The sequence below is a fragment of the Streptomyces sp. CRCS-T-1 genome (genome assembly GCF_024442335.1).
Classification (GTDB): domain Bacteria; phylum Actinomycetota; class Actinomycetes; order Streptomycetales; family Streptomycetaceae; genus Streptomyces; species Streptomyces koelreuteriae.
In genome coordinates this window covers 7298588-7319588 of the sequence record NZ_CP101651.1, presented here as the reverse complement: position 1 = coordinate 7319588, position 21001 = coordinate 7298588, and the positions used below count along the sequence as shown (strand labels likewise).

Below are 21001 nucleotides of genomic sequence, written 5' to 3'. Positions count from 1 at the left end.
CATGCATGTCCTCGTGGTGCACAACCGCTACGCCTCGGCACAGCCGAGCGGGGAGAACAAGGTCGTCGACCAGGAGGTGGCACTGCTGCGCGAGGCCGGTCACCGGGTCGGGGTGTTCGAGCGGCGCAGCGACGACATCGCCGCCCGCTCCCTGCCGGGCAAGGCCGCGATACCGCTGCTGGTGCCGTGGAACCCGGCGGTCCGGGCGGAACTCGCCGCCCGGCTGCGCGCCGAGCGGCCGGACGTGGTGCACGTCCACAACGTCTTCCCGCTGCTGTCGCCCGCCGTGCTGGCCGCCTGCGCCGACGCCGGTGTGCCCGCCGTGGCCACGCTGCACAACTACACGCAGATCTGCCCGCCGGGCACGCTGCAGCGGGACGGCCGGCCCTGCACCGCGTGCGTCGGGTCGACGCCGCTGCCCGCCGTCCGGCACGGCTGCTACCGCGGCTCCCGGCTGGCGACGGTGCCGCTCGCGGTCAGCCTGTCGGTCAACCGGCGGCGGTGGTGGACCGGCGTGGAGCGGTTCTTCTGCATCTCCGCGGCGCAGCGCGACGTCCTGGTGCGGGCCGGCATGCCGCCCGAGCGGCTGACGGTGAAGCACAACTTCGTGCCCGACCCGGGGACGTGCCGAGAGGGCGCCGGCGAGCATCTGCTCTATCTCGGCCGGCTCGCCGAGGCCAAGGGCGTACGGCTGCTCATGGCCGCGTGGGACGAGGTCGCCGCGGGCGGCGGTGCGGGCGTGCCGCTCGTGATCGCCGGCACGGGGCCGCTGGAGCCGGAGGTGATCGCCTGGGCGGCGGGCCGGGACGATGTGCGCTACGTCGGCCTGTACGACACGGCGGAGTGCCGGAAGGCCATCGCGCGGGCCGTCGCCGTGGTGGCTCCCTCGACGTGGCTGGAGGCGTTCGGCCTGGTCGTCGTCGAGGCGATGGCGGCGGGGGTCCCGGTCGTCGCCGCCGGTCACGGGGCCTTCGTCGAACTCGTCGAGGACGGGGTGACCGGGCTGCTGCACCGGCCGGGCGACACCGCCTCGCTCGCGGACCGCCTGCGCCGGATCACGGCGGAGCAAGCCCGCAACCGGGAGATGGGCCAGGCGGCCCGGAGGCGGTACGAGCAGGGCTTCAGCCCGGCCGTCGGCCTGGAGCGCCTGGTGGAGGGGTACCGCACCGCGATCGCGGGGCGGTCGGAATCAAACGGGGACCGAATCATCGGGGACCGCATCCATGGGGACCGAATCAATGGGGGGCAGTAAATGACACGATGCAGACTCTGCGGCTCGGAGGCGCTGGCGAGCGTCGTCGACCTGGGGGCGACCCCGCCCTGCGAAAGCTTTCTCGCCGCGGACCAACTGGACCAGCCGGAACCGGCGTACCCGCTGCACCTGCGGGTCTGCACCGACTGCTGGCTCGCGCAGATCCCTCCGCTCATCACGCCGGAGGAGACGTTCAAGGAGTACGCGTACTTCTCCTCGTACTCGACGTCCTGGGTGGAGCACGCGCGCACCTTCGTCGCCGACGCCGTCCAGCGGGTGGGGCTCGGCACCGACGGCTCCGAGGCCTTCGTGGTCGAGGTGGCCAGCAACGACGGGTACCTGCTCAAGCACGTGGTGGACCGGGGGATCCGCTGCCTGGGCATCGAGCCGTCGGTGAACGTCGGTGCCGCGGCGCGCGACGCGGGCGTGCCCACGCTCACGGAGTTCCTGAGCCCGGACACCGGTTCGGCCGTCCGCGCCGAGCACGGCCCGGCGGACCTGGTCGTGGCCAACAACGTGTACGCGCACATCCCCGACGTGGTCGGGTTCACCGAGGGTCTGCGCGCCCTGGTCGCCGACGACGGCTGGGTCTCCATCGAGGTGCAGCACCTGCTGACCCTGATCGAGGAGAACCAGTACGACACGATCTACCACGAGCACTTCCAGTACTACACGGTCGCGTCCGCGATCCGGGCCCTTGCGAGCGGCGGACTCACCCTCGTGGACGTCGAGTTGCTGCCCACGCACGGCGGCTCCATCCGGCTGTGGGCCCGGCCGGCCGAGGTGGCCGGCGAGCCGACCGCACGCGTGGCCGACGTACTCGCCCGGGAGAAGGCCGCCGGGCTGCAAGAGCTGTCCGGGTACACCGAGTTCTCCGCCCGGGTGGCCAAGGTCCGCCGGGACCTGCTGCGTTTCCTCATCGAGGCGGCCGAGCGCGGCGAGACGGTCGTCGGCTACGGCGCCCCGGGCAAGGGCAACACCCTGCTCAACCACTGCGGTATCCGGCCCGACCTGCTCGCGTACACGGTCGACCGCAACCCGTACAAGCACGGCAGGTTCACGCCCGGCACCCGCATCCCGATCCTGCCGCCCGAGCAGATAGCCGCCGACAAACCGGACTACGTGCTGGTCCTCCCCTGGAACCTGCGGGCCGAGCTGGTCGAGCAGCTCTCCTTCGTGCACGAGTGGGGCGGCCGGCTGGTCTTCCCCATCCCGGAACTGAGCATTGTCGAGGTCAAGGCATGAAGGTCGTTCTGTTCTGCGGCGGTTACGGGATGCGGATGCGCAGCGGCGCGGCGGACGACGTGCCCAAGCCGATGGCGATGGTCGGACCCAGGCCGCTGATCTGGCATGTCATGCGCTACTACGCGCACTTCGGGCACAAGGAGTTCATCCTGTGCCTCGGCTACGGGGCCCATCACATCAAGGACTTCTTCCTCAACTACGAGGAGACGACGTCCAACGACTTCGTGCTGCGGGACGGGCGGACCGAGCTGCTGTCCACCGACATCGCGGACTGGACGATCACGTTCGCGCAGACCGGCATCGAGTCGCCGATCGGGGAGCGGCTGCGCCGGGTGCGGCACCATCTGGACGGCGACGAGATGTTCCTCGCCAACTACGCCGACGTGCTCACCGATGCCCCGCTGCCGGAGATGATCGACCGGTTCGCCCGGCGTGACGCGGGCGCGTCGATGATGGTGGTTCCGCCGCAGTCCTCGTTCCACTGTGTGGACCTGGGCGAGGACGGCCTGGTCGGGGGCATCACCGCGGTGAGCGACATGCCGCTGTGGGAGAACGGCGGCTACTTCGTGCTCCGTCAGGAGGTCTTCGACCACATCCCGGAGAACGGGGACCTGGTCGCCGACGGCTGCGCCCAGTTGGCCAAGCAGGGACGGCTGGTGGCGCACCAGCACCGCGGCTTCTGGAAGCCGACCGACACCGTGAAGGAGCGGGCCGCGCTCGACGAGGCGTACGCCCGGGGCGACCGGCCGTGGGCCGTGTGGGAGCGGGACAGCGTCGGAGCCAGGGCGTGATCCGGCTCGGGGCGGGGCCCCTGGACCGGATCGTCGCGGTGGGCGCGCATTGCGACGACATCGCCATCGGCGCCGGCGGCACGCTGCTGACGCTGTGCCTCGCGCGGCCGGGTGTCCGTGTCGACGCGCTGGTGCTCTCCGGCGGGGGCGGCGAGCGGGAGCAGGAGGAGCGGGCCGCGCTCGCCGCCTTCTGCCCGGGCGCCGACCTGCGGCTGACGGTGCTCAAGCTGCCGGACGGCCGGCTGCCCGCGCACTGGGAGGAGGCCAAGGCCGCGGTCGAGGAGCTGCGCGAGCGGACCGATCCGGACCTGATCCTCGCCCCGCGTACCGAGGACGCGCACCAGGACCACCGCGGCCTGGCGCGCTTGCTGCCCACCGCGTTCCGCGACCACCTCGTACTGGGCTACGAGATCGTCAAGTGGGACGGCGATCTCGGCCGTCCGGCGGCGTACCAGCCGCTGTCGACGGAGACCGCCGAGCGGAAGGTGCGGCTGCTGCAGGAGCACTACCCCTCGCAGCGGCACCGGCCCTGGTACGACCGGGAGGCCTTCCTCGGTCTCGCACGGATCCGCGGCATCGAATGCCACGAGCGCTACGCCGAGGCGTTCGACGTCAACAAACTCACGCTCCATCTGGGGGGATGAACCATGCGCGTACTGCTGACCGGTCACCAGGGCTATCTGGGCACCGTGATGGCCCCGGTCCTCAGCGCCGCCGGGCACGAGGTCGTCGGCCTCGACGCCGGACTCTTCGCCGACTGCGTGCTGGGCCCGTCGCCCGCGGACCCGTCGGGCCACCGCGTCGACCTGCGCGACGTCACCGCCGAGCACGTGGCCGGGGTGGACGCCGTGATCCACCTCGCCGCGCTGTCCAACGACCCGCTGGGATCGCTGGCGCCGGAGCTCACCTACGACATCAATCACCACGCCTCCGTACGGCTGGCCCGGCTGGCCCGCGACGCCGGGGTGCGGCGCTTCCTGTACGCGTCCACCTGCTCGGTCTACGGCGCGGCGGGCGGCGACGACCTGGTGGGCGAGGACGCCCCGCTGCGCCCGGTGACGCCGTACGCGGAGTCCAAGGTGCGGGTGGAGGACGACCTGCACGCGCTGGCCGACGGCGACTTCACCCCGGTGTTCATGCGCAACGCCACCGCCTTCGGCTACTCCCCCAGGCTGCGGGCCGACATCGTGCTGAACAACCTGGTGGGCCACGCGCTCCTCTCCGGCGAGGTCCTCGTCCTCTCCGACGGCACGCCCTGGCGGCCGCTGGTGCACGCCGCCGACATCGCCCGTGCCTTCACGGCCGCGCTGACCGCGCCGCGGGAAGCGGTGCACGACCGGGCGTTCAACATCGGCAGCGAGACCAACAACGTCACGGTCGCCGAGATCGCCGAGCAGGTCGCCGAGGCGGTGTCCGGTTCGAAGGTGGTGATCACCGGGGAGAACGGCGCCGACCCGCGGTCGTACCGGGTGGACTTCTCCCGGTTCCGCGCGGCGATCCCCGGCTTCGACTGCGAGTGGACGGTGAAGCGGGGCGCGCTCGAACTCGCCGACGCCTACCGCGAACACGGCCTCACCCAGGAGGACTTCGAGCAGCGCTTCACCCGACTCGCCGTGCTGCGCGCGGCGTCCGACGCCGGTGCCGTCGACGACACCCTGCGGTGGCGCCGATGACCGCTGTCGGCGAGGAGATGCATGCTCTGGTGGAGCGGATGTACCCGCTCTGCCGGAGCATCACCGGCGACGGGGTGCGCGCCACCCTGGAGATCGTCGACGAGTACGTCCCGCTGCGGGTGCACGAGGTGCCGACCGGGACGCAGGTGCTCGACTGGACGGTGCCGCAGGAGTGGAACATCCGGGACGCGTACATCGCCGACGCCTCCGGCAAGCGGGTCGTCGACTTCGCCGCGTCCAGCCTGCATGTGCTCGGCTACAGCGTGCCGGTGTCACGGACCATGCCGCTGTCCGAGCTGCGCGCACACCTGCACACCCTGCCGGAGCACCCGGGTTGGGTGCCGTACCGCACCAGCTACTACAAGCCGGAGTGGGGGTTCTGCCTGGCCCAGGAGACCCTGGACGCGCTGCCGGAGGGCGAGTACGAGGTCCGTGTCGACTCCACCCTCGCGGACGGTCACCTCACCTACGCCGAGCACGTGGTGCCCGGGCAGGTCGCCGACGAGGTGATCGTCTCCTGCCATGTCTGCCATCCGTCGCTGGCCAACGACAACCTGGCCGGCGTCGCGGTGGCGGTGTTCCTGGCCCGGGCGCTGGCGGCGGAGAAGCCGTACTACACCTACCGGTTCATCTTCGCGCCCGGAACCATCGGGGCGATCACCTGGCTGGCCCGCAACGCGGAGCGGATCGACCGGGTCAAGCACGGCCTCGTGCTGGCCTGCGCGGGCGACTCGGGGCACCTGACGTACAAGCGGAGCAGGCGCGGCGACGCGGAGATCGACCGGGTGCTGCGGCATGTGCTGACCGCGTCCGAACGCCCGCACCGCGTCACCGAGTTCACTCCGTACGGCTACGACGAGCGGCAGTACTGCTCGCCCGGGTTCGACCTCGGCGTGGGCTCGCTGAGCCGGACCCCGTACGCCGGATACCCCGAGTACCACACCTCGGCGGACAACCCGGACTTCGTGTCCCCGGAGGCGATGGCGGACACCCTCGCCGTCTGCCGCGAGGCGTTCTCGGTGCTGGACCGCAACCGGCGGTACGTCAACCTCAGCCCCTACGGCGAACCGCAGCTCGGCAGGCGCGGGCTGTACGACTCGCTCGGCGGGCGCAGCGACGCGAAGCAGGCCCAGATGGCCATGCTGTGGGTGCTCAGCCTCTCCGACGGAGAGCACGGTCTGCTGGACGTCGCCGAGCGGTCGGGGCTGCCGTTCGACACCGTCGCCGCCGCGGCCGACGCCCTGCGCGACGCCGGGCTGATCAAGGCGTGAGACCGATGAACACCGAGGAGGAGAATCCCGGGACGCCGCCGGCGGCACCGGCCGGATCCGCGCGGCGGGCCTTCGTCGGCCGGCTGTCCTGGGGACTGGCCGACCAGGCGGCCTCCAGCATCAGCAACTTCGCGGTGGGCATCTATGTGGCCCGCTCGCTGGGGGTGACCGCGTTCGGCGTGTTCAGCCTCGCCTGGGTGACGTACGGCGTGGTGCTCAACGTCTCCCGCGGTCTCGCCACCGACCCGCTCGTGGTGCGCTTCAGCGGTGTGCCGGACGCGTCCTGGCGCGGGGCGGTGGCCCGGTCGTCGGGTACCGCGCTCGGCGTCGGTGCCGCCATCGGTGCGGCCTGTGTTGCGGTCGGCCTCGCTCTCGGCGGCAGCGTGGGGCCCGCGTTCGCCTGTCTCGGCGTCATGCTGCCGGGGCTGCTGCTCCAGGACGCCTGGCGGTACGCGTTCTTCGCCGCGGGCGCCGGGCGGAAGGCGTTCGTCAACGACCTCGTGTGGGGCGTGGCGCTCGTCCCCGCCATGGTCGTGGCGGCCCGGGTGGGCAGCGTCGCCGCCTTCGTGCTCGCCTGGGGCGCGTCCGCCACGGTGGCCGCGGGGTACGGCTACGTCCAGTCCGGCATCCTGCCCCGGGTGACCCGGGCCCGCGCGTGGCTGCGCGAGCAACGCGACCTCGGCTACCGGTACCTGGTCGAGAACGTCAGCCTCAGCGGCGCCAGCCAACTGCGCGCGTACGGACTGGGCGCGATCGTGGGGGTCGGCGCGGTGGGCGCGGTCCGGGGCGCCGAGCTCCTGCTCGGACCGTTCCTCGCCGTGCTGATGGGGCTGTCGCTGGTCACCGTCTCGGAGGCGGCACGGGTGCTGCGCCGGGCCCCGCACCGACTCGGCAGGTTCTGCCTCCTGCTGGGCGGCGGACAGGCCGTTGCCGCCCTGCTCTGGGGCGGGGCACTGCTCCTGATGCCGGACCGCTTCGGCGCGTTCGTACTCGGCGACGTCTGGCACTCCGCCGCACAGCTCATCGTGCCGGTCACCCTCGGCGTCGCGGGCGCCGGCCTCGGCACCGGCGCGGCGGCCGGGCTGCGCGCGCTCGCCGCGGCCCGGCGCAGCCTGCGCTGCCAGCTGTTCGCCTCCGCCTGCTATGTCGCCGGCGGGCTCGGCGGCGCGGTCCTGGGCGGCACGGTCGGCTCGGCCTGGGGCGTCGCCGCCGCGACCGGCTGCGCGTCGGCCGTGTGGTGGCTGCATCTGCGGTCCGCCCTCGGCGAGCACCGGCACCATCCCATCCCGGAAGTGAGGACGTCATGACCGCCCATCCCCGGCTGAGCATCGGCCTGCCCGTGTACAACGGCGAGCAGTACCTCGCCGAATCGTTCGACGCCCTGCTCGGCCAGACCTACGAGGACTTCGAGCTGGTCGTCTCCGACAACGCCTCGACCGACGGGACCGAGGACATCTGCCGCCGGTACGCCGAGAAGGACTCGCGCATCCGGTACATCCGGCTGACCCGCAACATCGGCGCCGCGCCGAACCACAACTACGTGTTCACCGAGTGCCGCGGCGAGTTGTTCAAGTGGGCCTCGCACGACGACCTCTACGCCCGGGACCTGCTGCGGCGCTGTGTGGAGGCGCTGGACGCGCGGCCGGACCTGGTCCTCGCCCACTCCGACCAGGCGGTCATCGACGGCGAGGGGCGGGTGAAGGTCCCGTACGAGTACGGGCTCGCCACCGCCTCCCCGCACGCGCCGGAGCGCTTCCGCAGCTTCCTGTTCGAGCCCGGGGGCGACGACTTCTACGGGGTGATGCGCGCCGACATGCTGCGCCGGGTGAAGCCGCACGACAGCTACCACCACGCGGACCGCACCTTCGTCGCCCAGATCGTGCTGCAGGGGCCCTTCCACCAGGTGCCCGAGCTGCTGTACTTCCGCCGCGACCATCCCACCCGCGCCGAACGGGCGAACCCTTCCAAGCGTTCCCGGTGCGTCAACCTCGACCCGCGCCGGGCGGGCCGGCTGCACCCGACGCCCCGGCTGCTGGCCGAGTACGTCGGGGGCTTCGTCTCGGCGATCCAGCGGGCGCCGCTCTCCGCGGCCGACCGGCGCGCCTGCTACCGCCACCTGGCCGCGTGGATGACCAGCCGGGTGCGGCCGGGCGCCGGCGAGCGGGTCGAGGACCGCGCCCCGGTCGACCCGGCGAAGCTCACCGTCTCCGTCGACGACCTCGTCGCGGGACGCGAGGGGCGGCGGACATGAGAACTCCCGTGCGCGTCGGGGTGTTCGGTCTGCTCGGCTCCGGCAACCTCGGCAACGACGGGTCGCTGGAGGCCGTACTCGGGTATCTCCGCGCCGAGCACCCGGACGCGGTCGTGGACGCGCTCTGCGGCGGACCCGAGGTCGTCACGGCCCGGTACGGGATCCCCGCGACGCGGCTGCACTGGTACCGCGGGGAGTACCGGACCGCGTCCCGTGCGGGCGCGATCGCGGGCAAGGGCCTGGGCAAACTCGTGGACGTGGTCCGCACCGCCGCCTGGGTGCGCCGGCACGATGTGGTGATCGTGCCGGGCATGGGCGTCCTGGAGGCCACGCTGCCGCTGCGGCCGTGGGGCTTTCCGTACTCCCTGTTCCTGCTCTGCGCGAGCGGCCGGCTGGTCGGCGCCCGGGTCGCGCTGGTCGGCGTCGGCGCCGCCCCGATCGGCAACCGTCCGACCCGGGCCCTGGTGCGCTGGTCGGCGCGGCTGGCCGCGTACCGGTCGTACCGGGACGCCCCGTCCCGCGACGCGATGCGGGAGATGGGCGTGGACACCGCGCGCGACGAGGTCTGTCCCGATCTCGCCTTCGCCCTGCCGGCACCGGAGGCGGGCGCACCCTCGGGCCCACCGGGCCTGGTCTGCGTCGGCGTCATGGACTTCCACGGCGGCGACGACGACCGCGCCCGGGCCGAGGAGATCCACCGGCGCTACCTCGACGGGACGACCCGCTTCGTCCGCGCGCTGGTCGAGGACGGCAGACCGGTCCGGCTGCTCACCGGCGACGCGTGCGACGCGCCCGTGGTCTCCGCGATCCTCGACGCGGTGGACTCGCCGCTGGTCACCGCGGCGGAGGCGGTGTCGCTGGCCGACCTGATGAAGGAGACGGCGGCCGCGGACACCGTGGTGGCGACCCGGTACCACAACCTGATCTGCGCGCTGAAGGCCGGCACGCCGACGCTCGCGCTCAGCTACGCGGCGAAGAGCGACGCGCTCATGGACCGGATGGGCCTCGCCGCGTACTGCCACCCGGCCCGCGAGGTCGACGCCGACCGGCTGCTGGAGCAGTTCCGGGAGCTGGAGAAGCGCTCGGCGGAGCTGCGGCAGACCCTGGCAGAGCGGAACCGAGTTGCCGGCCGGCAACTCGCGGACCATTTCAGCGCCTTGACGGCAGCCCTGTTCCCGGCGAAGGAGACTCCATGAAGGCGACCGAAGTCCCGGAGATAGCGGGGGCGTTCCTCTTCGAGCCGACCCCCCACGCCGACGAACGCGGCTTCTTCTGCCGCACCTTCGACGCCGACGTGGTCCGCTCGGTGGGCCTCGACCCGGACGCCTTCCTCCAGGACAGCGTGTCCCGCTCGGTCCGGGGCGTGCTGCGCGGCCTGCATCTGCGCTCCGGCGAGGGCGAGGCCAAGCTCGTGCGGTGCTCGTACGGGAGGATCTTCGACGTCGTCGTGGACCTGCGGCCGGACTCACCGACCTACCGCAACGTGGCCACCTTCGACCTGTCCGGCGAGACGCAGACGACCCTGTACATCCCGGCGGGGTGCGCGCACGGCTTCCAGGCGCTGACCGAGACGGCCGACACCTCGTACCGGATCGACCGGCCGCACGATCCGGCCGAGGACGTGACGATCGCCTTCGACGACCCGGAGCTCGCCATCGACTGGCCGCTGCCGGTCAGCTCGATGTCCCAGCGGGACCGGGAGGCGCCGAGCCTCGCCGAGGTCCTGAAGCACATGGAAAGGTGAAGTGAGCGTGGACACCGAAGAGTTCCTCCTCCCCCGGTCGCGGGCGGCGAACGAGCGACTGCACGCCATGATCCCCGGGGGCGCGCACACCTACGCCAAGGGCGACGACCAGTACCCCGAGAACCTGGCCCCGGTGATCAGCCACGGCCGCGGCGCCCATGTGTGGGACGTCGACGGCAACCGCTACATCGAGTACGGGTCAGGCCTGCGGTCGGTCAGCCTCGGCCACGCCCATCCCCGGGTGCTGGAGGCGGTGCGGCGGGAACTCGACCGCGGCAGCAACTTCGTACGGCCCTCCGTCATGGAGGTCGAGGCCGCGGAACGCTTCCTGGCCACGGTGCCGACCGCCGAGATGGTGAAGTTCGCGAAGAACGGCTCCGACGCCACCACCGCCGCGGTGCGCCTCGCCCGCGCCGCCACGGGGCGTACCCGGGTGGCCCTCTGCTCCGACCATCCTTTCTTCTCCGTCGACGACTGGTTCATCGGCACCACCGCGATGTCCGCCGGCATTCCGGCGGCGACCACCGACCTCACCGTGGCGTTCCCCTACGGCGACCTGGCCGCCACGGAGGAGCTGCTGACCCGGTATCAGGGCGAGGTCGCCTGCCTGATCCTCGAACCCGCCACCCACACCGAGCCGCCGCCCGGCTACCTCGCCGGACTGCGCGAGCTGGCCGACCGGCACGGCTGCGTCCTGATCTTCGACGAGATGATCACCGGCTTCCGCTGGTCCGAGGCGGGCGCCCAGGGCCTGTACGGCGTCGTCCCCGACCTCTCCACCTTCGGCAAGGCGCTGGGCAACGGATTCGCCGTCTCCGCGCTGGCCGGGCGCCGCGAACTGATGGAGTGGGGCGGGCTGCGTCACTCCGGCGACCGGGTGTTCCTGCTGTCCACCACGCACGGTGCGGAGACGCACTCGCTGGCCGCCGCGATGGCCGTGCAGACCACCTATGCCGAGGAGGGCGTCACCGCGCGGCTGCACGCCCTCGGGGAGCGGCTGGCCGCCGGTGTCCGCGAGGCGGCGGCCGGTATGGGCGTCGGTGACCACATCGTCGTGCGGGGCCGGGCCAGCAATCTGGTGTTCGCCACCCTCGACGAGAGGGGGCAACCGTCGCAGGAGTACCGCACGTTGTTCCTGCGGCGGCTCCTCGCGGGCGGTGTGCTGGCGCCGTCGTTCGTGGTGAGCGGCGCACTCGACGATGCCGACATCGATCACACCGTCGACGTGGTGGCCCAGGCCTGTGCGGTGTACCGGAAGGCACTGGACGCCGGTGACCCCACCCCGTGGCTGGCCGGGCGGCCGGTGAAGCCGGTGTTCCGCCGCTCGGTATGAAGCTGACGTGACGTCAATGCCGTTCCCGGCGACCGGAGTCGGCCACCCGGTCGACCAGCCACGCGGTCGCCGGCACCACGGCCAGCGCGGTGCACCAGCCGCCGAGGACGTCCGTCGGGTAGTGGGCGCCGAGGGCGACCTGCGCCCAGCCCATGGCGGCGCCGGCGACGAGCGCCGCCCCGAGCACGAGCACCGTGCCGGCCGTCCTGCCGAGGCCGAGCCGGCCGGTCACGAGCAGCGCCACCACGAGGGCGAGCGCGGTGAGGAAGGCGGTGTGCCCGCTCGGGTAGGACAGGTTGTCCGGGCCGTGAATGGTGCGTCCCACCAGGGGCTTGAGGAGCTTCGTCGTTCCCACGGTCAGGCCCGCGCCCACGACGACGAGCACCGCCGCGCGAGGGTGCCGCAGCAGCAGGCAGCCCGTCACGGTGACCACGACCAGCGCCGCCGCGCCCAGGGGCTCCGCCAGGAAGTCCGTGGCCAGGGCGAGGTACCGCCACGGCGGCCGCACCCCGTCCACCGCCGACTGGATCCACCCGTCACCCGCGCCGGGCTCACCGTGCCCGGCGTACCGGACCCCGAGCGCGACGACCACCAGCGCGGCGAGGACCGCGATCAGACCGAGCAAGCCGCGCGGCGCCGGGGGCAGCACCGCGGGCGCCGACCGCCGGGCAGCCATGACCTCTGGGCGCCAACTCCCCACGAACGAGCCCCCCGTCGTGTCCGACTCGGCCCGCGCGGGCGCCGTCAGTCTCCGGCTGTCACCCTAACCAACGGGCGGTGTCCGGGTACTGAAACCCGATCGCCGTACCGGCCGGCGTTCTGCTTGGCTCGCCCCATGAGCGATCTTCACATCCGCTGCGCGGCCCTCTCGGACATCGACACCGTGCTGCGGTTCTGGCGCGAAGCCGCGGAAGGCACCAGCATCAGCGACGACCACGACGGAGTGGCCCGCCTCATCACGCGGGACCCCGAGGCCCTGATCCTCGCCGAGCGCGACGGTGTCCTCGCGGGCACCGTCATAGCGGGCTTCGACGGATGGCGCTGCTCCGCCTACCGCCTCGCCGTACACCCCGACCACCGCCGGCAGGGCATCGCCACCGCCCTGCTCGAAGCCGCCGAACAGCGCTTCGCGGCCCTGGGCGGGCGACGCGTCGACGCCATGGTCCTGGAGGCCAACGAACAGGCCCAGCACACCTGGGCCGCGGCCGGCTATCACCGCGAGGACCACTGGCGGCGCTGGGTCAAGCCCCTCAACGGCTAGGGAGTGTCCCTCGGCCGAGGAGTGTCTCCGGCCGCCGCGAGAACCCCGGCCACGAGCCGCCGGGCGTAGGCGGCGTCGAGGCCGTCCGGGCGGAAGAGGATGCGGTACATCATGGGCGCCACGACCTGGTCGATCACCGTCTCGACGTCGGGTGTCCGCTCCCCGCGCCCGGCCGCCCGGGTGAGGACGAGGCCGATCTGCTCGGCCGCGTAGGCCGAACACTGGCCGGCGTTGCCGCCGTCGGGGTCGCCGAGCAGGGCGTCGCGGATGTAGGCGCGCCCGGCGGGCGAGGCCATCTCGTCGAGGAACTGCTCGGCCCAGGCCGTCAGGTCGATCGGCAGGGCGCCGTGGTCGCCGGGGGTGGTGTCGGGCCGCAGCCGCTCGACCGCCACGTCCGACAGCAGTTCCTGGAGGTCGCCCCAGCGGCGGTAGATCGTCGACGGTGTCACGCCCGCGCGCTGGGCGACCAGCGGCACCGTCAGGGCGTCCCGGCCCAGCTCCGAGGCGAGTTCGCGCACGGCGGCGTGCACCGAGGCCTGGACCCGGGCGCTGCGGCCGCCGGGGCGCACCATCTGTCTGCTCACGGCACCCACCTTAAAGCGAACCCTTTGCGTCTGGGGAAGGGCTCGTTCAGGCCGCCGGGGCGAGCTCGCGGGCGGGCCGGGTCCGCTCATAGGCGTGCCCGGCCCGCAGGAGCTGCCGCTCCCCGAGCGGCCTGCCGAGGAGCTGCATGCCGATCGGCAGGCCCTCGGTGTCGTGGCCGACCGGTACGGACAGGGACGGCACCCCGGTGATGTTGGCGGGGGCGGAGAGCCGCACACAGGCGTCCGAGACTCCCTCGACGGTGCCGTCGGGCCAGGTGATCGTCTCCTGGCCGGCCGGGACCGCGGTCATGGGGAGGGTGGGGGCGGCGATGAGGTCGACCTCGCGCAGCATGACCGCCCACTCCCGCCGCATGAGGGTGCGGGAGCGCTGGGCCCGCAAGTAGTCCCCGGCGGGCATCAGTTCGCCGGCCTCCAGGAGGACGCGGACGTCGGCCTGGTAGAGCTCGTGGACCGTGCGCAGGGTGCTCTCGTGGTAGGCGGTGGCCTCGGGCACCATCAGGCCCCACTGAGTGGCCTGGATGTAGCGGGTCATGGGGATCTCGACGTCGACGAGCCGGGCACCGAGGCTCCGGAGCCGGTCGATCGCGTTCCGGACGGCGGCCTCCACCTCCGGGTCGACATGGTCGAAGTACCAGGAGCGCGGCACGCCGATCCGCAGTCCGCCCAGGTCGGTGCCCCCGGTCGGCCGGTGGTCCTCCGGCGGTGTGGCCAGGGAGGCGGGGTCGCGGGGGTCGTGGCCGGCCAGGGCGTCGAGGACCAGGCCCGCGTCCTCGACGGTGCGGGTGATCGGGCCGATGTGGTCCAGGGACCAGGACAACGAGGTGACACCGTGGCGCGGGACGAGGCCGTAGGTCGGCTTGAGGCCGACGACCCCGTTGAGCGCGGCGGGCACCCGAATGGAGCCGCCGGTGTCGGTGCCGAGGGCGAAGGTGGCGGCGCCCGCGGCGACGGCGACCGCCGATCCGCCGCTGGAGCCGCCGGCGACCCTCTCGCGGTCCCAGGCGTTGCTGGTCTGCGGGGTGGTCAGACCGTAGGCGAACTCGTGGGTGTGGGTCTTGCCGACCAGGACGGCCCCGGCCGCCGACAGACGTGCGGCGACGGCGCTGTCGGCGTGCGCGCGATGGTCGGCCCTGACCCGTGAACTGGCCGACGTCGGCAGTCCGGCGGCGTCGATCAGATCCTTCAGGCCCATCGGGATGCCGTGCAGCGGACCGCGGTACCGGCCGGCCGCGATATCCCTCTCGGCCTCGCGCGCGGCCCGGCGGGCGTGCTCGGCGGTGACGGTGACATAGGCCCCGAGCCGCGGCTCGACCTCCTCGACGCGCTCCAGCACGGAGTCCACCAGCTCGACGGGAGACAGCTTCCGCGCCCGGATCGCGTCGGCGGCTGCGCCGAGGGTCAGTTCATACGGCTGCATCGTGGGCCTCCTGTGCCGCGCGGTAGGCGGGGGCGGGCGGGGTGTCGCCGAAGTCCAGCTCGCGCAGGACGGCGACGACGGAGTGGATGTGGTCGGCGGTGGCCGCGACGGCGGCGTGACGGTCGGCGGACAGGACGAGCCCGGCGCGGTGGGCCCAGCGGGCCGCTTCCGGAGGCGTGAGTTCGGCGGAGGACATGAGCTTCCCTTCGAACGTCCCTGAGCTGCAAAAGCTAACTGTTTGCGTTAGTGGACTGTAGGACCTACGGTCGACTTAACGCAAACAGATTGCTTTAAGCGCGCCATGCACTAGTCGCGCGTTAGTCGCACGTGAAGGAGAGACCGATGACCACCTGGACCGTGGGCGACGCCACCGTCCACCGCATCGACGAGACGCCCCTGCCGCCCGCCACCGGACCGTGGCTGCTGCCCGACGCCACCCCGGACGTCGTCGCGGGGCAGGACTGGCTGTACCCCCACTTCGCCGACGGCGACGGCGTCCCACACCTGGACAGCCACAGCTTCGCCTTCACCGTCGGCGAGCTGCGCGTCCTGGTCGACACGGGCATCGGCAACGGCAAGCAGCGGGCCGATCCCGCCTGGCACGACCTCGACACCGACTACCTGTCGCGCCTCACCGCCGCCGGATTCCCCCCGGACGCGGTGGACTTGGTGATCCTCACCCACCTGCACGCCGATCACGTCGGCTGGAACACCCGGGAGGTGAACGGCGCGTGGGTGCCCACCTTCCCGCACGCCCGCTATCTGACCTCCCGCGTGGAGCGGGAGTTCTGGGCCGGGTACGCCATGGACGAGGCCCGCGCGCAGATGTTCCGCGACTCCGTGATCCCGGTGGAGGAGGCGGGTCGGCTCGACCTCGTCGACGTCCCCGCCGAGGGCGTCGAGGTCGCCCCGGGCCTGCGCCTGGTCCCGACCCCGGGGCACACGCCCGGCCACCTCGCCGTCGAGCTGACCAGTCGCGGACGGACGGCGCTGATCACCGGCGACTGCGTCCACCACCCCGTCCAGCTCGCCCACCCGGGCATCGGCGCCTGCGTCGACATCGACCCCGGACAGTCCGAGGCCACGCGCCGCGAGCTGCTCGACGCGCTCGCCGGAACGGACACCCTCCTCCTGGGCACTCACTTCGCGCCGCCGACCGCCGGTAACGTCATCCCCCATGAGGGCGCCTACCGGCTCGCACCCGTCCCCGCCGACTCGCCCTGAGCACGCCGAAAGAAGGACTTTGCCCATCCTTTACCCTTGGATGGCCACTCGGTTCAGCATGAAAGGTTGTGAGCGTCCGCCCATGGGCGAGCCTCCCCGTGCGCGACACCGCGCGTTCCGCCCCGTCCTGGAGAACCATGGAACGGGGGTGAACCGATGACCGAAGTGCTCCTCCTCCTGGCGGCGATCCTGCTCTCGCTCGCCTGCGGCGCCTTCGTGGCGGCCGAGTTCTCCCTCACCACGGTCGAGCGCGCCGAGCTGGAGCGGGCGGTGGAGCGCGGCGAGCGGGGCGCGCAGGGCGCACTGAAGGCCGTACGGAGCCTGACGTTCCAGCTCTCCGGGGCGCAGCTCGGCATCACCGTCACGAACCTGGTCGTCGGCATGCTCGCCGAGCCGTCGATCGCCGCGCTGATCGCCGGGCCGCTGGAGGACGTCGGTGTCTCGCGGTCGGCGTCGCACACCCTCGCCCTGGTGCTCGGCACGGCCGCTTCGACGGTGTTCCTGATGGTCGTCGGCGAGCTGGTTCCCAAGAACTGGGCGATCTCCTCGCCGCTGACCGTCGCCAAGACCGTGGGCAACGCCCAGCGCTGGTTCAGCGCCGCGTTCCGGCCCTTCATCACCCACCTGAACAACACGGCGAACCGGGTCGTGCGCCGGATCGGCGTGGAGCCCGCCGAGGAGCTGGCCTCGGCGCGCGGGCCGCAGGAGCTGGCGGCGCTGGCCCGTCACTCGGCGAAGGAAGGCGCCCTGGAGGCGGACACCGCCGAGTTGTTCGTGCGGACGCTGAACCTCGCCGACCTGACCGCGGAGAACGTGATGACGCCCCGGGTGCAGGTCGTCGCCCTGGAGGTGCAGGCGACCCTGGAGGACGTGGCGAACGCGACCCGGGCGACCGGCCTGTCACGGTTCCCCGTCTTCCGCGGGACCCTCGACTCGGTCGTCGGGACCGCGCACGTCAAGGACGTCCTGGCGGTACCGGCCGAGCGCCGGACCCGGATCTACGTCTCCGAGCTGATGCGCGAACCGCTGCTGGTGCCGGAGACGCTCACCGTCGACCGGCTCCTGGACCGGCTCTCCGGCAAGCGCACGATGGCCGTCGTGATCGACGAGTACGGCGGTACGGCGGGGGTCGCCACCCTGGAGGACATCGTCGAGGAGGTCGTCGGCGAGGTGCGCGACGAGCACGACCCGCACGAGCTGCCCGACCTCGCCCCGGCCGGCACGGACGAGGCCGGCCACGCCCTGTACTCGGCCGACGGCTCCGCGCGCGTGGACCACCTGGAGCGGGTCGGGCTGCGGGCGCCGGAGGGGCCCTACGAGACGCTGGCCGGTCTGGTGGCGACGGTGCTGGGCCGGATACCGGCCGTCGGTGACACCCTCGAGGTCGCCGGCTGGCGGATGGAGGTGCTGGACGCGGCGGGCCGCCGGGCGGCGCGCGTCCGGCTGCGGGCGCCCCTCGACGACGAGAAGCCCGACGAGAAGGGAGCGGAGCTGTGACCGCGGTACAACTGCTGATCGGTCTGGCGACGCTCGTCGTCAACGCCTTCTTCGTCGGCGCCGAGTTCGCGCTGATCTCCGTGCGCCGCAGCCAGATCGAGCCCTACGCCGACCGGGGCGACCGGCGCGCCAAGAGCGTGCTGTGGGGCCTGGAGCACGTGTCGGCGCTGATGGCGGCCGCGCAGCTCGGCATCACGCTGTGCACACTGGTGCTCGGTGTCGTCGCCGAGCCGGCGATCGCGCATCTGCTGGAGCCGGCGTTCCACGCGATGGGCGTGCCCGAGGGCGCGGGGCACGCGGTGTCCTTCGTGATCGCGCTGTCCCTGGCCACGTATCTGCACATGCTGCTCGGCGAGATGGTGCCGAAGAACATCGCGCTCGCCGAGCCGGTGCGCAGCGCGCTGGCGCTCGGCCCGCCCCTGGTGGCGCTGTCCCGGGGGCTGCGCCCGGTGATCTTCACGATCAACGCCTTCGCCAACACGCTGCTGAAGCTGCTGCGTGTGGAGGCCCGGGAGGAGGTCGCCGCCTCCTACTCGGACGCCCAGATAGCGCAGATCGTGAAGGACTCCAGCGAGGCCGGCCTGATCGACGACCGCGCCCAGGAGCGGCTGCACGACGCGCTGGAGCTGGGCCGCCGCCCGGTGCGCGATGTGGTGCTGCCGCTGGAGCGGGTGGTCTACGCGAGCGTGGGCGTCACCCCGGACGAGCTGGAGCAGCTCACGGCGGACTCCGGGTTCTCCCGCTTCCCGGTGGTGGACGAGGGACGGCGGATCGTGGGCTATCTCCATGTGAAGGACGCCCTGGACGCCCTCGGGCGCGATGAGCCGTTCCGGCTGCGGGACATGCGGCCCATCGCGCGCGTGCGGGAGCACACACCGCTGGACGACGTCCTCACCGCGATGCGCGGCAGCCGTACGCATCTCGCGGCGGTCCTCGGGGAGGACGGACGGCTGGCCGGTCTCGTGACCATGGAGGACGTGCTGCGGGAGCTGTTCGGCCAGCGGATCTGAGCAGGGCATCCGGCGCCTGACCTGGGCTTCAGGCGCCTGGGAGGGACTCCCGGCGGCCGACCGACTGCTGGGTATGTGCACGGGATATCATTTCCGTCGCCATGCACACGAACCCCACCCACAGCAGCCTCGTCGCGATCGGCGACTCCTTCACCGAGGGCATGTCGGACCTGCTGCCCGACGGCACCTACCGCGGCTGGGCCGACCTGCTCGTCGCGCGGATGGCGGCGGGCACACCCGGCTTCCGCTACGCCAACCTCGCGGTGCGCGGCAAGCTGATCCAGCAGATCGTCGACGAGCAGGTGGCCGTGGCGGCGGCCATGGAGCCCGATGTGATCACCCTGGTCGGCGGGCTCAACGACACGCTGCGGCCCAAGTGCGACATGGGCCGGGTGCGCGCCCTCCTGGAGGAGGCCGTGGAACGGCTGGCCCCGTCGTGCAAGCAGCTCGTCCTGATGCGCAGCCCGGGCCGGCGGGGCCCCGTCCTGGAGCGGTTCCGGCCGCGCATGGAGGAGCTGTTCGCCTGCGTCGACGAACTCGCCGACCGGCACGGCGCGCTCGTCGTCGACCTCTACGGCGCCCCCTCGCTCGGCGACCCCCGGCTGTGGGACGTGGACCGGCTGCATCTCACGGCCGAGGGCCACCGCCGGGTCGCCGAGGCCGTGTGGCAGACGCTCGGCTACGAGCCCGAGGACACCGAGTGGCGCACGCCGATGCCGACGTCCCTGCCGCCGGGCTGGGTCATGCGCCGCGCGGCGGACGCGCGGTTCGCCCGGCAGTACCTGCTGCCCTGGATAGGCCGCCGCCTCACGGGCCGCTCCTCGGGCGACGGCCTGCCGCCGAAGCGCCCCGAGCTGCTGCCGTACGAGCTGTAGGTCCCGCCGCACCACCCCTTCGCCCACGGCATCGCGAGCCTCTCGTAGGTTCCGACGAAAAGGCCGGTGCGCTGGCCTGCACGAATCGCCAGTAGAATCCGTCCACGTGACTTCCGCTCCCGCCAAGCCCCGCATCCCCAACGTCCTCGCCGGACGGTACGCCTCCGCCGAACTCGCCACGCTCTGGTCCCCCGAGCAGAAGGTGAAGCTGGAGCGGCAGCTCTGGCTCGCCGTGCTGCGCGCCCAGAAGGACCTCGGGATCGAGGTGCCGGACGCGGCGCTCGCCGACTACGAGCGTGTTCTCGACACCGTCGACCTGGCCTCCATCGCCGAGCGCGAGAAGGTCACGCGGCACGACGTGAAGGCACGGATCGAGGAGTTCAACGACCTCGCCGGGCACGAGCACGTGCACAAGGGCATGACCTCCCGCGACCTCACCGAGAACGTCGAGCAGCTCCAGGTCCGGCTCTCGCTGGAGCTGATGCGCGACCGCACGGTCGCCGTCCTGGCCCGGCTGGGCAAGCTGTCCGGCGAGTACGGCGAGCTGGTCATGGCCGGCCGCTCGCACAACGTCGCCGCGCAGGCCACCACCCTCGGCAAGCGCTTCGCGACCGCCACCGACGAGCTGCTCGTGGCCTACGGCCGGATCGAGGAGCTGCTGGGCCGCTACCCGCTGCGCGGCATCAAGGGCCCGGTCGGCACCGCGCAGGACATGCTGGACCTGCTGGGCGGGGACGCCGCGAAGCTCGCCGAGCTGGAGCAGCGGATCGCCACGCACCTGGGCTTCTCGCAGGCCTTCACCTCGGTCGGCCAGGTCTACCCGCGCTCCCTGGACTACGAGGTCGTGACGGCGCTGGTGCAGCTCGCCGCGGCCCCCTCGTCGCTGGCGAAGACGGTCCGGCTGATGGCCGGGCACGAGCTGGTCACCGAGGGCTTCAAGCCGGGCCAGGTCGGCTCCTCGGCGATGCCGCACAAGATGAACACCCGCTCCTGCGAGCGCGTCAACGGCCTGATGGTGATCCTGCGCGGCTACGCCTCGATGACGGGCGAGCTGGCGGGCGACCAGTGGAACGAGGGCGACGTGTCCTGCTCGGTGGTGCGCCGGGTCGCGCTGCCGGACGCGTTCTTCGCGCTGGACGGCCTGCTGGAGACGTTCCTGACGGTGCTCGACGAGTTCGGCGCGTTCCCGGCGGTCGTCGCCCGGGAGCTGGACCGGTACCTGCCGTTCCTCGCCACCACCAAGGTCCTCATGGGCGCCGTGCGCGCGGGCGTGGGCCGGGAGCTCGCGCACGAGGCGATCAAGGAGAACGCCGTCGCCTCCGCGCTCGCGATGCGTGAGCAGGGCGCCGAGCGCAACGAGCTGCTCGACAAGCTCGCCGCCGACACCCGCATCCCGCTCGACCGCGCCCAGCTGGACGCGCTGATGGCCGACAAGCTGTCCTTCACGGGCGCCGCGGGCGACCAGGTCGCGACCGTGGTCGCCCGGGTCGAGGAGATCGTGAAGCAGCACCCCCAGGCCGCGGGCTACACCCCCGGCGCGATTCTCTGACGC

At 72.6% G+C, this 21001-nt stretch carries 21 protein-coding genes; 17 read left to right on the top strand and 4 right to left on the bottom strand.

Translation table 11 applies throughout. The annotated features are described in order from the left end of the window. Nucleotide 1 precedes the first annotated feature (1 nt). The 11 genes from NNW99_RS33215 to NNW99_RS33165 are packed head-to-tail and all read left to right on the top strand — an operon-like array spanning nucleotide 2 to nucleotide 11560. Complete coding sequence (locus NNW99_RS33215) at nucleotides 2–1252, top strand: glycosyltransferase (protein WP_215122839.1); 1251 nt, start codon at nucleotides 2–4, stop codon at nucleotides 1250–1252. Next, on the top strand, nucleotides 1253–2497 hold the full coding sequence (locus NNW99_RS33210; protein ID WP_215122838.1) for a class I SAM-dependent methyltransferase: 1245 nt from the start codon (nucleotides 1253–1255) through the stop codon (nucleotides 2495–2497). It begins immediately after the preceding gene. Then, nucleotides 2494–3288 carry a glucose-1-phosphate cytidylyltransferase gene (locus NNW99_RS33205; protein ID WP_215122837.1) on the top strand — a complete coding sequence of 265 codons (795 nt, stop codon included), beginning with the start codon at nucleotides 2494–2496 and terminating at the stop codon, nucleotides 3286–3288. Before NNW99_RS33210 ends, NNW99_RS33205 begins: the two co-directional genes overlap by 4 nt. Further along, nucleotides 3285–3932, top strand: coding sequence for a PIG-L deacetylase family protein (locus tag NNW99_RS33200; RefSeq protein ID WP_215122836.1), 648 nt, complete (start codon nucleotides 3285–3287; stop codon nucleotides 3930–3932). Before NNW99_RS33205 ends, NNW99_RS33200 begins: the two co-directional genes overlap by 4 nt. A gap of 3 nt (nucleotides 3933–3935) precedes the next feature. Further along, nucleotides 3936–4961: an NAD(P)-dependent oxidoreductase gene (locus NNW99_RS33195; RefSeq protein WP_215122835.1), complete on the top strand. Its 1026-nt coding sequence runs from the start codon at nucleotides 3936–3938 to the stop codon at nucleotides 4959–4961. After that, nucleotides 4949–6232 (top strand): DUF4910 domain-containing protein, encoded by a 1284-nt coding sequence (locus NNW99_RS33190; protein ID WP_215122834.1) that lies wholly within the window; start codon nucleotides 4949–4951, stop codon nucleotides 6230–6232. Before NNW99_RS33195 ends, NNW99_RS33190 begins: the two co-directional genes overlap by 13 nt. A gap of 5 nt (nucleotides 6233–6237) precedes the next feature. Continuing rightward, nucleotides 6238–7539, top strand: coding sequence for a hypothetical protein (locus tag NNW99_RS33185; protein ID WP_215122833.1), 1302 nt, complete (start codon nucleotides 6238–6240; stop codon nucleotides 7537–7539). After that, entirely contained in the window at nucleotides 7536–8483 is a 948-nt protein-coding gene (locus NNW99_RS33180; RefSeq protein ID WP_215122832.1) for a glycosyltransferase family 2 protein, read from the top strand. The genes NNW99_RS33185 and NNW99_RS33180 overlap by 4 nt, the downstream gene beginning before the upstream one ends. Continuing rightward, the gene (locus NNW99_RS33175; protein WP_215122831.1) at nucleotides 8480–9679 is read left to right on the top strand and encodes a polysaccharide pyruvyl transferase family protein; all 1200 of its coding nucleotides are present in this window, start codon (nucleotides 8480–8482) and stop codon (nucleotides 9677–9679) included. Before NNW99_RS33180 ends, NNW99_RS33175 begins: the two co-directional genes overlap by 4 nt. Continuing rightward, nucleotides 9676–10227 carry a dTDP-4-dehydrorhamnose 3,5-epimerase gene (rfbC, locus tag NNW99_RS33170; protein WP_215122830.1) on the top strand — a complete coding sequence of 184 codons (552 nt, stop codon included), beginning with the start codon at nucleotides 9676–9678 and terminating at the stop codon, nucleotides 10225–10227. The genes NNW99_RS33175 and rfbC overlap by 4 nt, the downstream gene beginning before the upstream one ends. 7 nt (nucleotides 10228–10234) lie before the next feature. Then, on the top strand, nucleotides 10235–11560 hold the full coding sequence (locus NNW99_RS33165; RefSeq protein ID WP_215122829.1) for a glutamate-1-semialdehyde 2,1-aminomutase: 1326 nt from the start codon (nucleotides 10235–10237) through the stop codon (nucleotides 11558–11560). A 13-nt stretch (nucleotides 11561–11573) separates the two neighbouring features. On the opposite strand, the gene NNW99_RS33160 is transcribed toward NNW99_RS33165, so the two are convergent. Continuing rightward, nucleotides 11574–12236, bottom strand: coding sequence for a phosphatase PAP2 family protein (locus NNW99_RS33160; protein ID WP_215122828.1), 663 nt, complete (start codon nucleotides 12234–12236; stop codon nucleotides 11574–11576). Between the two features lie 159 nt (nucleotides 12237–12395). Here NNW99_RS33160 and NNW99_RS33155 point away from each other — a divergent pair, with 159 nt between their 5' ends. Next, on the top strand, nucleotides 12396–12821 hold the full coding sequence (locus tag NNW99_RS33155) for a GNAT family N-acetyltransferase (RefSeq protein WP_215122827.1): 426 nt from the start codon (nucleotides 12396–12398) through the stop codon (nucleotides 12819–12821). Here the strand turns inward: NNW99_RS33155 and NNW99_RS33150 are convergent. The 3 genes from NNW99_RS33150 to NNW99_RS33140 are packed head-to-tail and all read right to left on the bottom strand — an operon-like array spanning nucleotide 12818 to nucleotide 15039. Beyond that, entirely contained in the window at nucleotides 12818–13393 is a 576-nt protein-coding gene (locus tag NNW99_RS33150; RefSeq protein WP_215124540.1) for a TetR/AcrR family transcriptional regulator, read from the bottom strand. The genes NNW99_RS33155 and NNW99_RS33150 overlap by 4 nt on opposite strands. 58 nt (nucleotides 13394–13451) lie before the next feature. Next, nucleotides 13452–14843 (bottom strand): amidase, encoded by a 1392-nt coding sequence (locus tag NNW99_RS33145; RefSeq protein WP_215122826.1) that lies wholly within the window; start codon nucleotides 14841–14843, stop codon nucleotides 13452–13454. Then, nucleotides 14830–15039, bottom strand: coding sequence for a hypothetical protein (locus NNW99_RS33140; protein ID WP_215122825.1), 210 nt, complete (start codon nucleotides 15037–15039; stop codon nucleotides 14830–14832). Before NNW99_RS33140 ends, NNW99_RS33145 begins: the two co-directional genes overlap by 14 nt. Nucleotides 15040–15185: 146 nt before the next feature. Between NNW99_RS33140 and NNW99_RS33135 the strand changes: the two genes are divergently transcribed. From NNW99_RS33135 to purB, 5 genes are all read left to right on the top strand, one after another. Next, nucleotides 15186–16067, top strand: a complete 882-nt coding sequence (locus NNW99_RS33135; protein WP_215122824.1) for an MBL fold metallo-hydrolase — start codon at nucleotides 15186–15188, stop codon at nucleotides 16065–16067. Nucleotides 16068–16223: 156 nt separating this feature from the next. Further along, nucleotides 16224–17564, top strand: coding sequence for a hemolysin family protein (locus NNW99_RS33130; RefSeq protein ID WP_215122823.1), 1341 nt, complete (start codon nucleotides 16224–16226; stop codon nucleotides 17562–17564). Then, entirely contained in the window at nucleotides 17561–18574 is a 1014-nt protein-coding gene (locus NNW99_RS33125) for a hemolysin family protein (protein WP_215122822.1), read from the top strand. Before NNW99_RS33130 ends, NNW99_RS33125 begins: the two co-directional genes overlap by 4 nt. 101 nt (nucleotides 18575–18675) lie before the next feature. Further along, nucleotides 18676–19449: an SGNH/GDSL hydrolase family protein gene (locus tag NNW99_RS33120; protein ID WP_215122821.1), complete on the top strand. Its 774-nt coding sequence runs from the start codon at nucleotides 18676–18678 to the stop codon at nucleotides 19447–19449. A gap of 106 nt (nucleotides 19450–19555) precedes the next feature. After that, nucleotides 19556–20998 carry an adenylosuccinate lyase gene (purB, locus tag NNW99_RS33115; RefSeq protein WP_215122820.1) on the top strand — a complete coding sequence of 481 codons (1443 nt, stop codon included), beginning with the start codon at nucleotides 19556–19558 and terminating at the stop codon, nucleotides 20996–20998. Nucleotides 20999–21001: the final 3 nt, after the last annotated feature.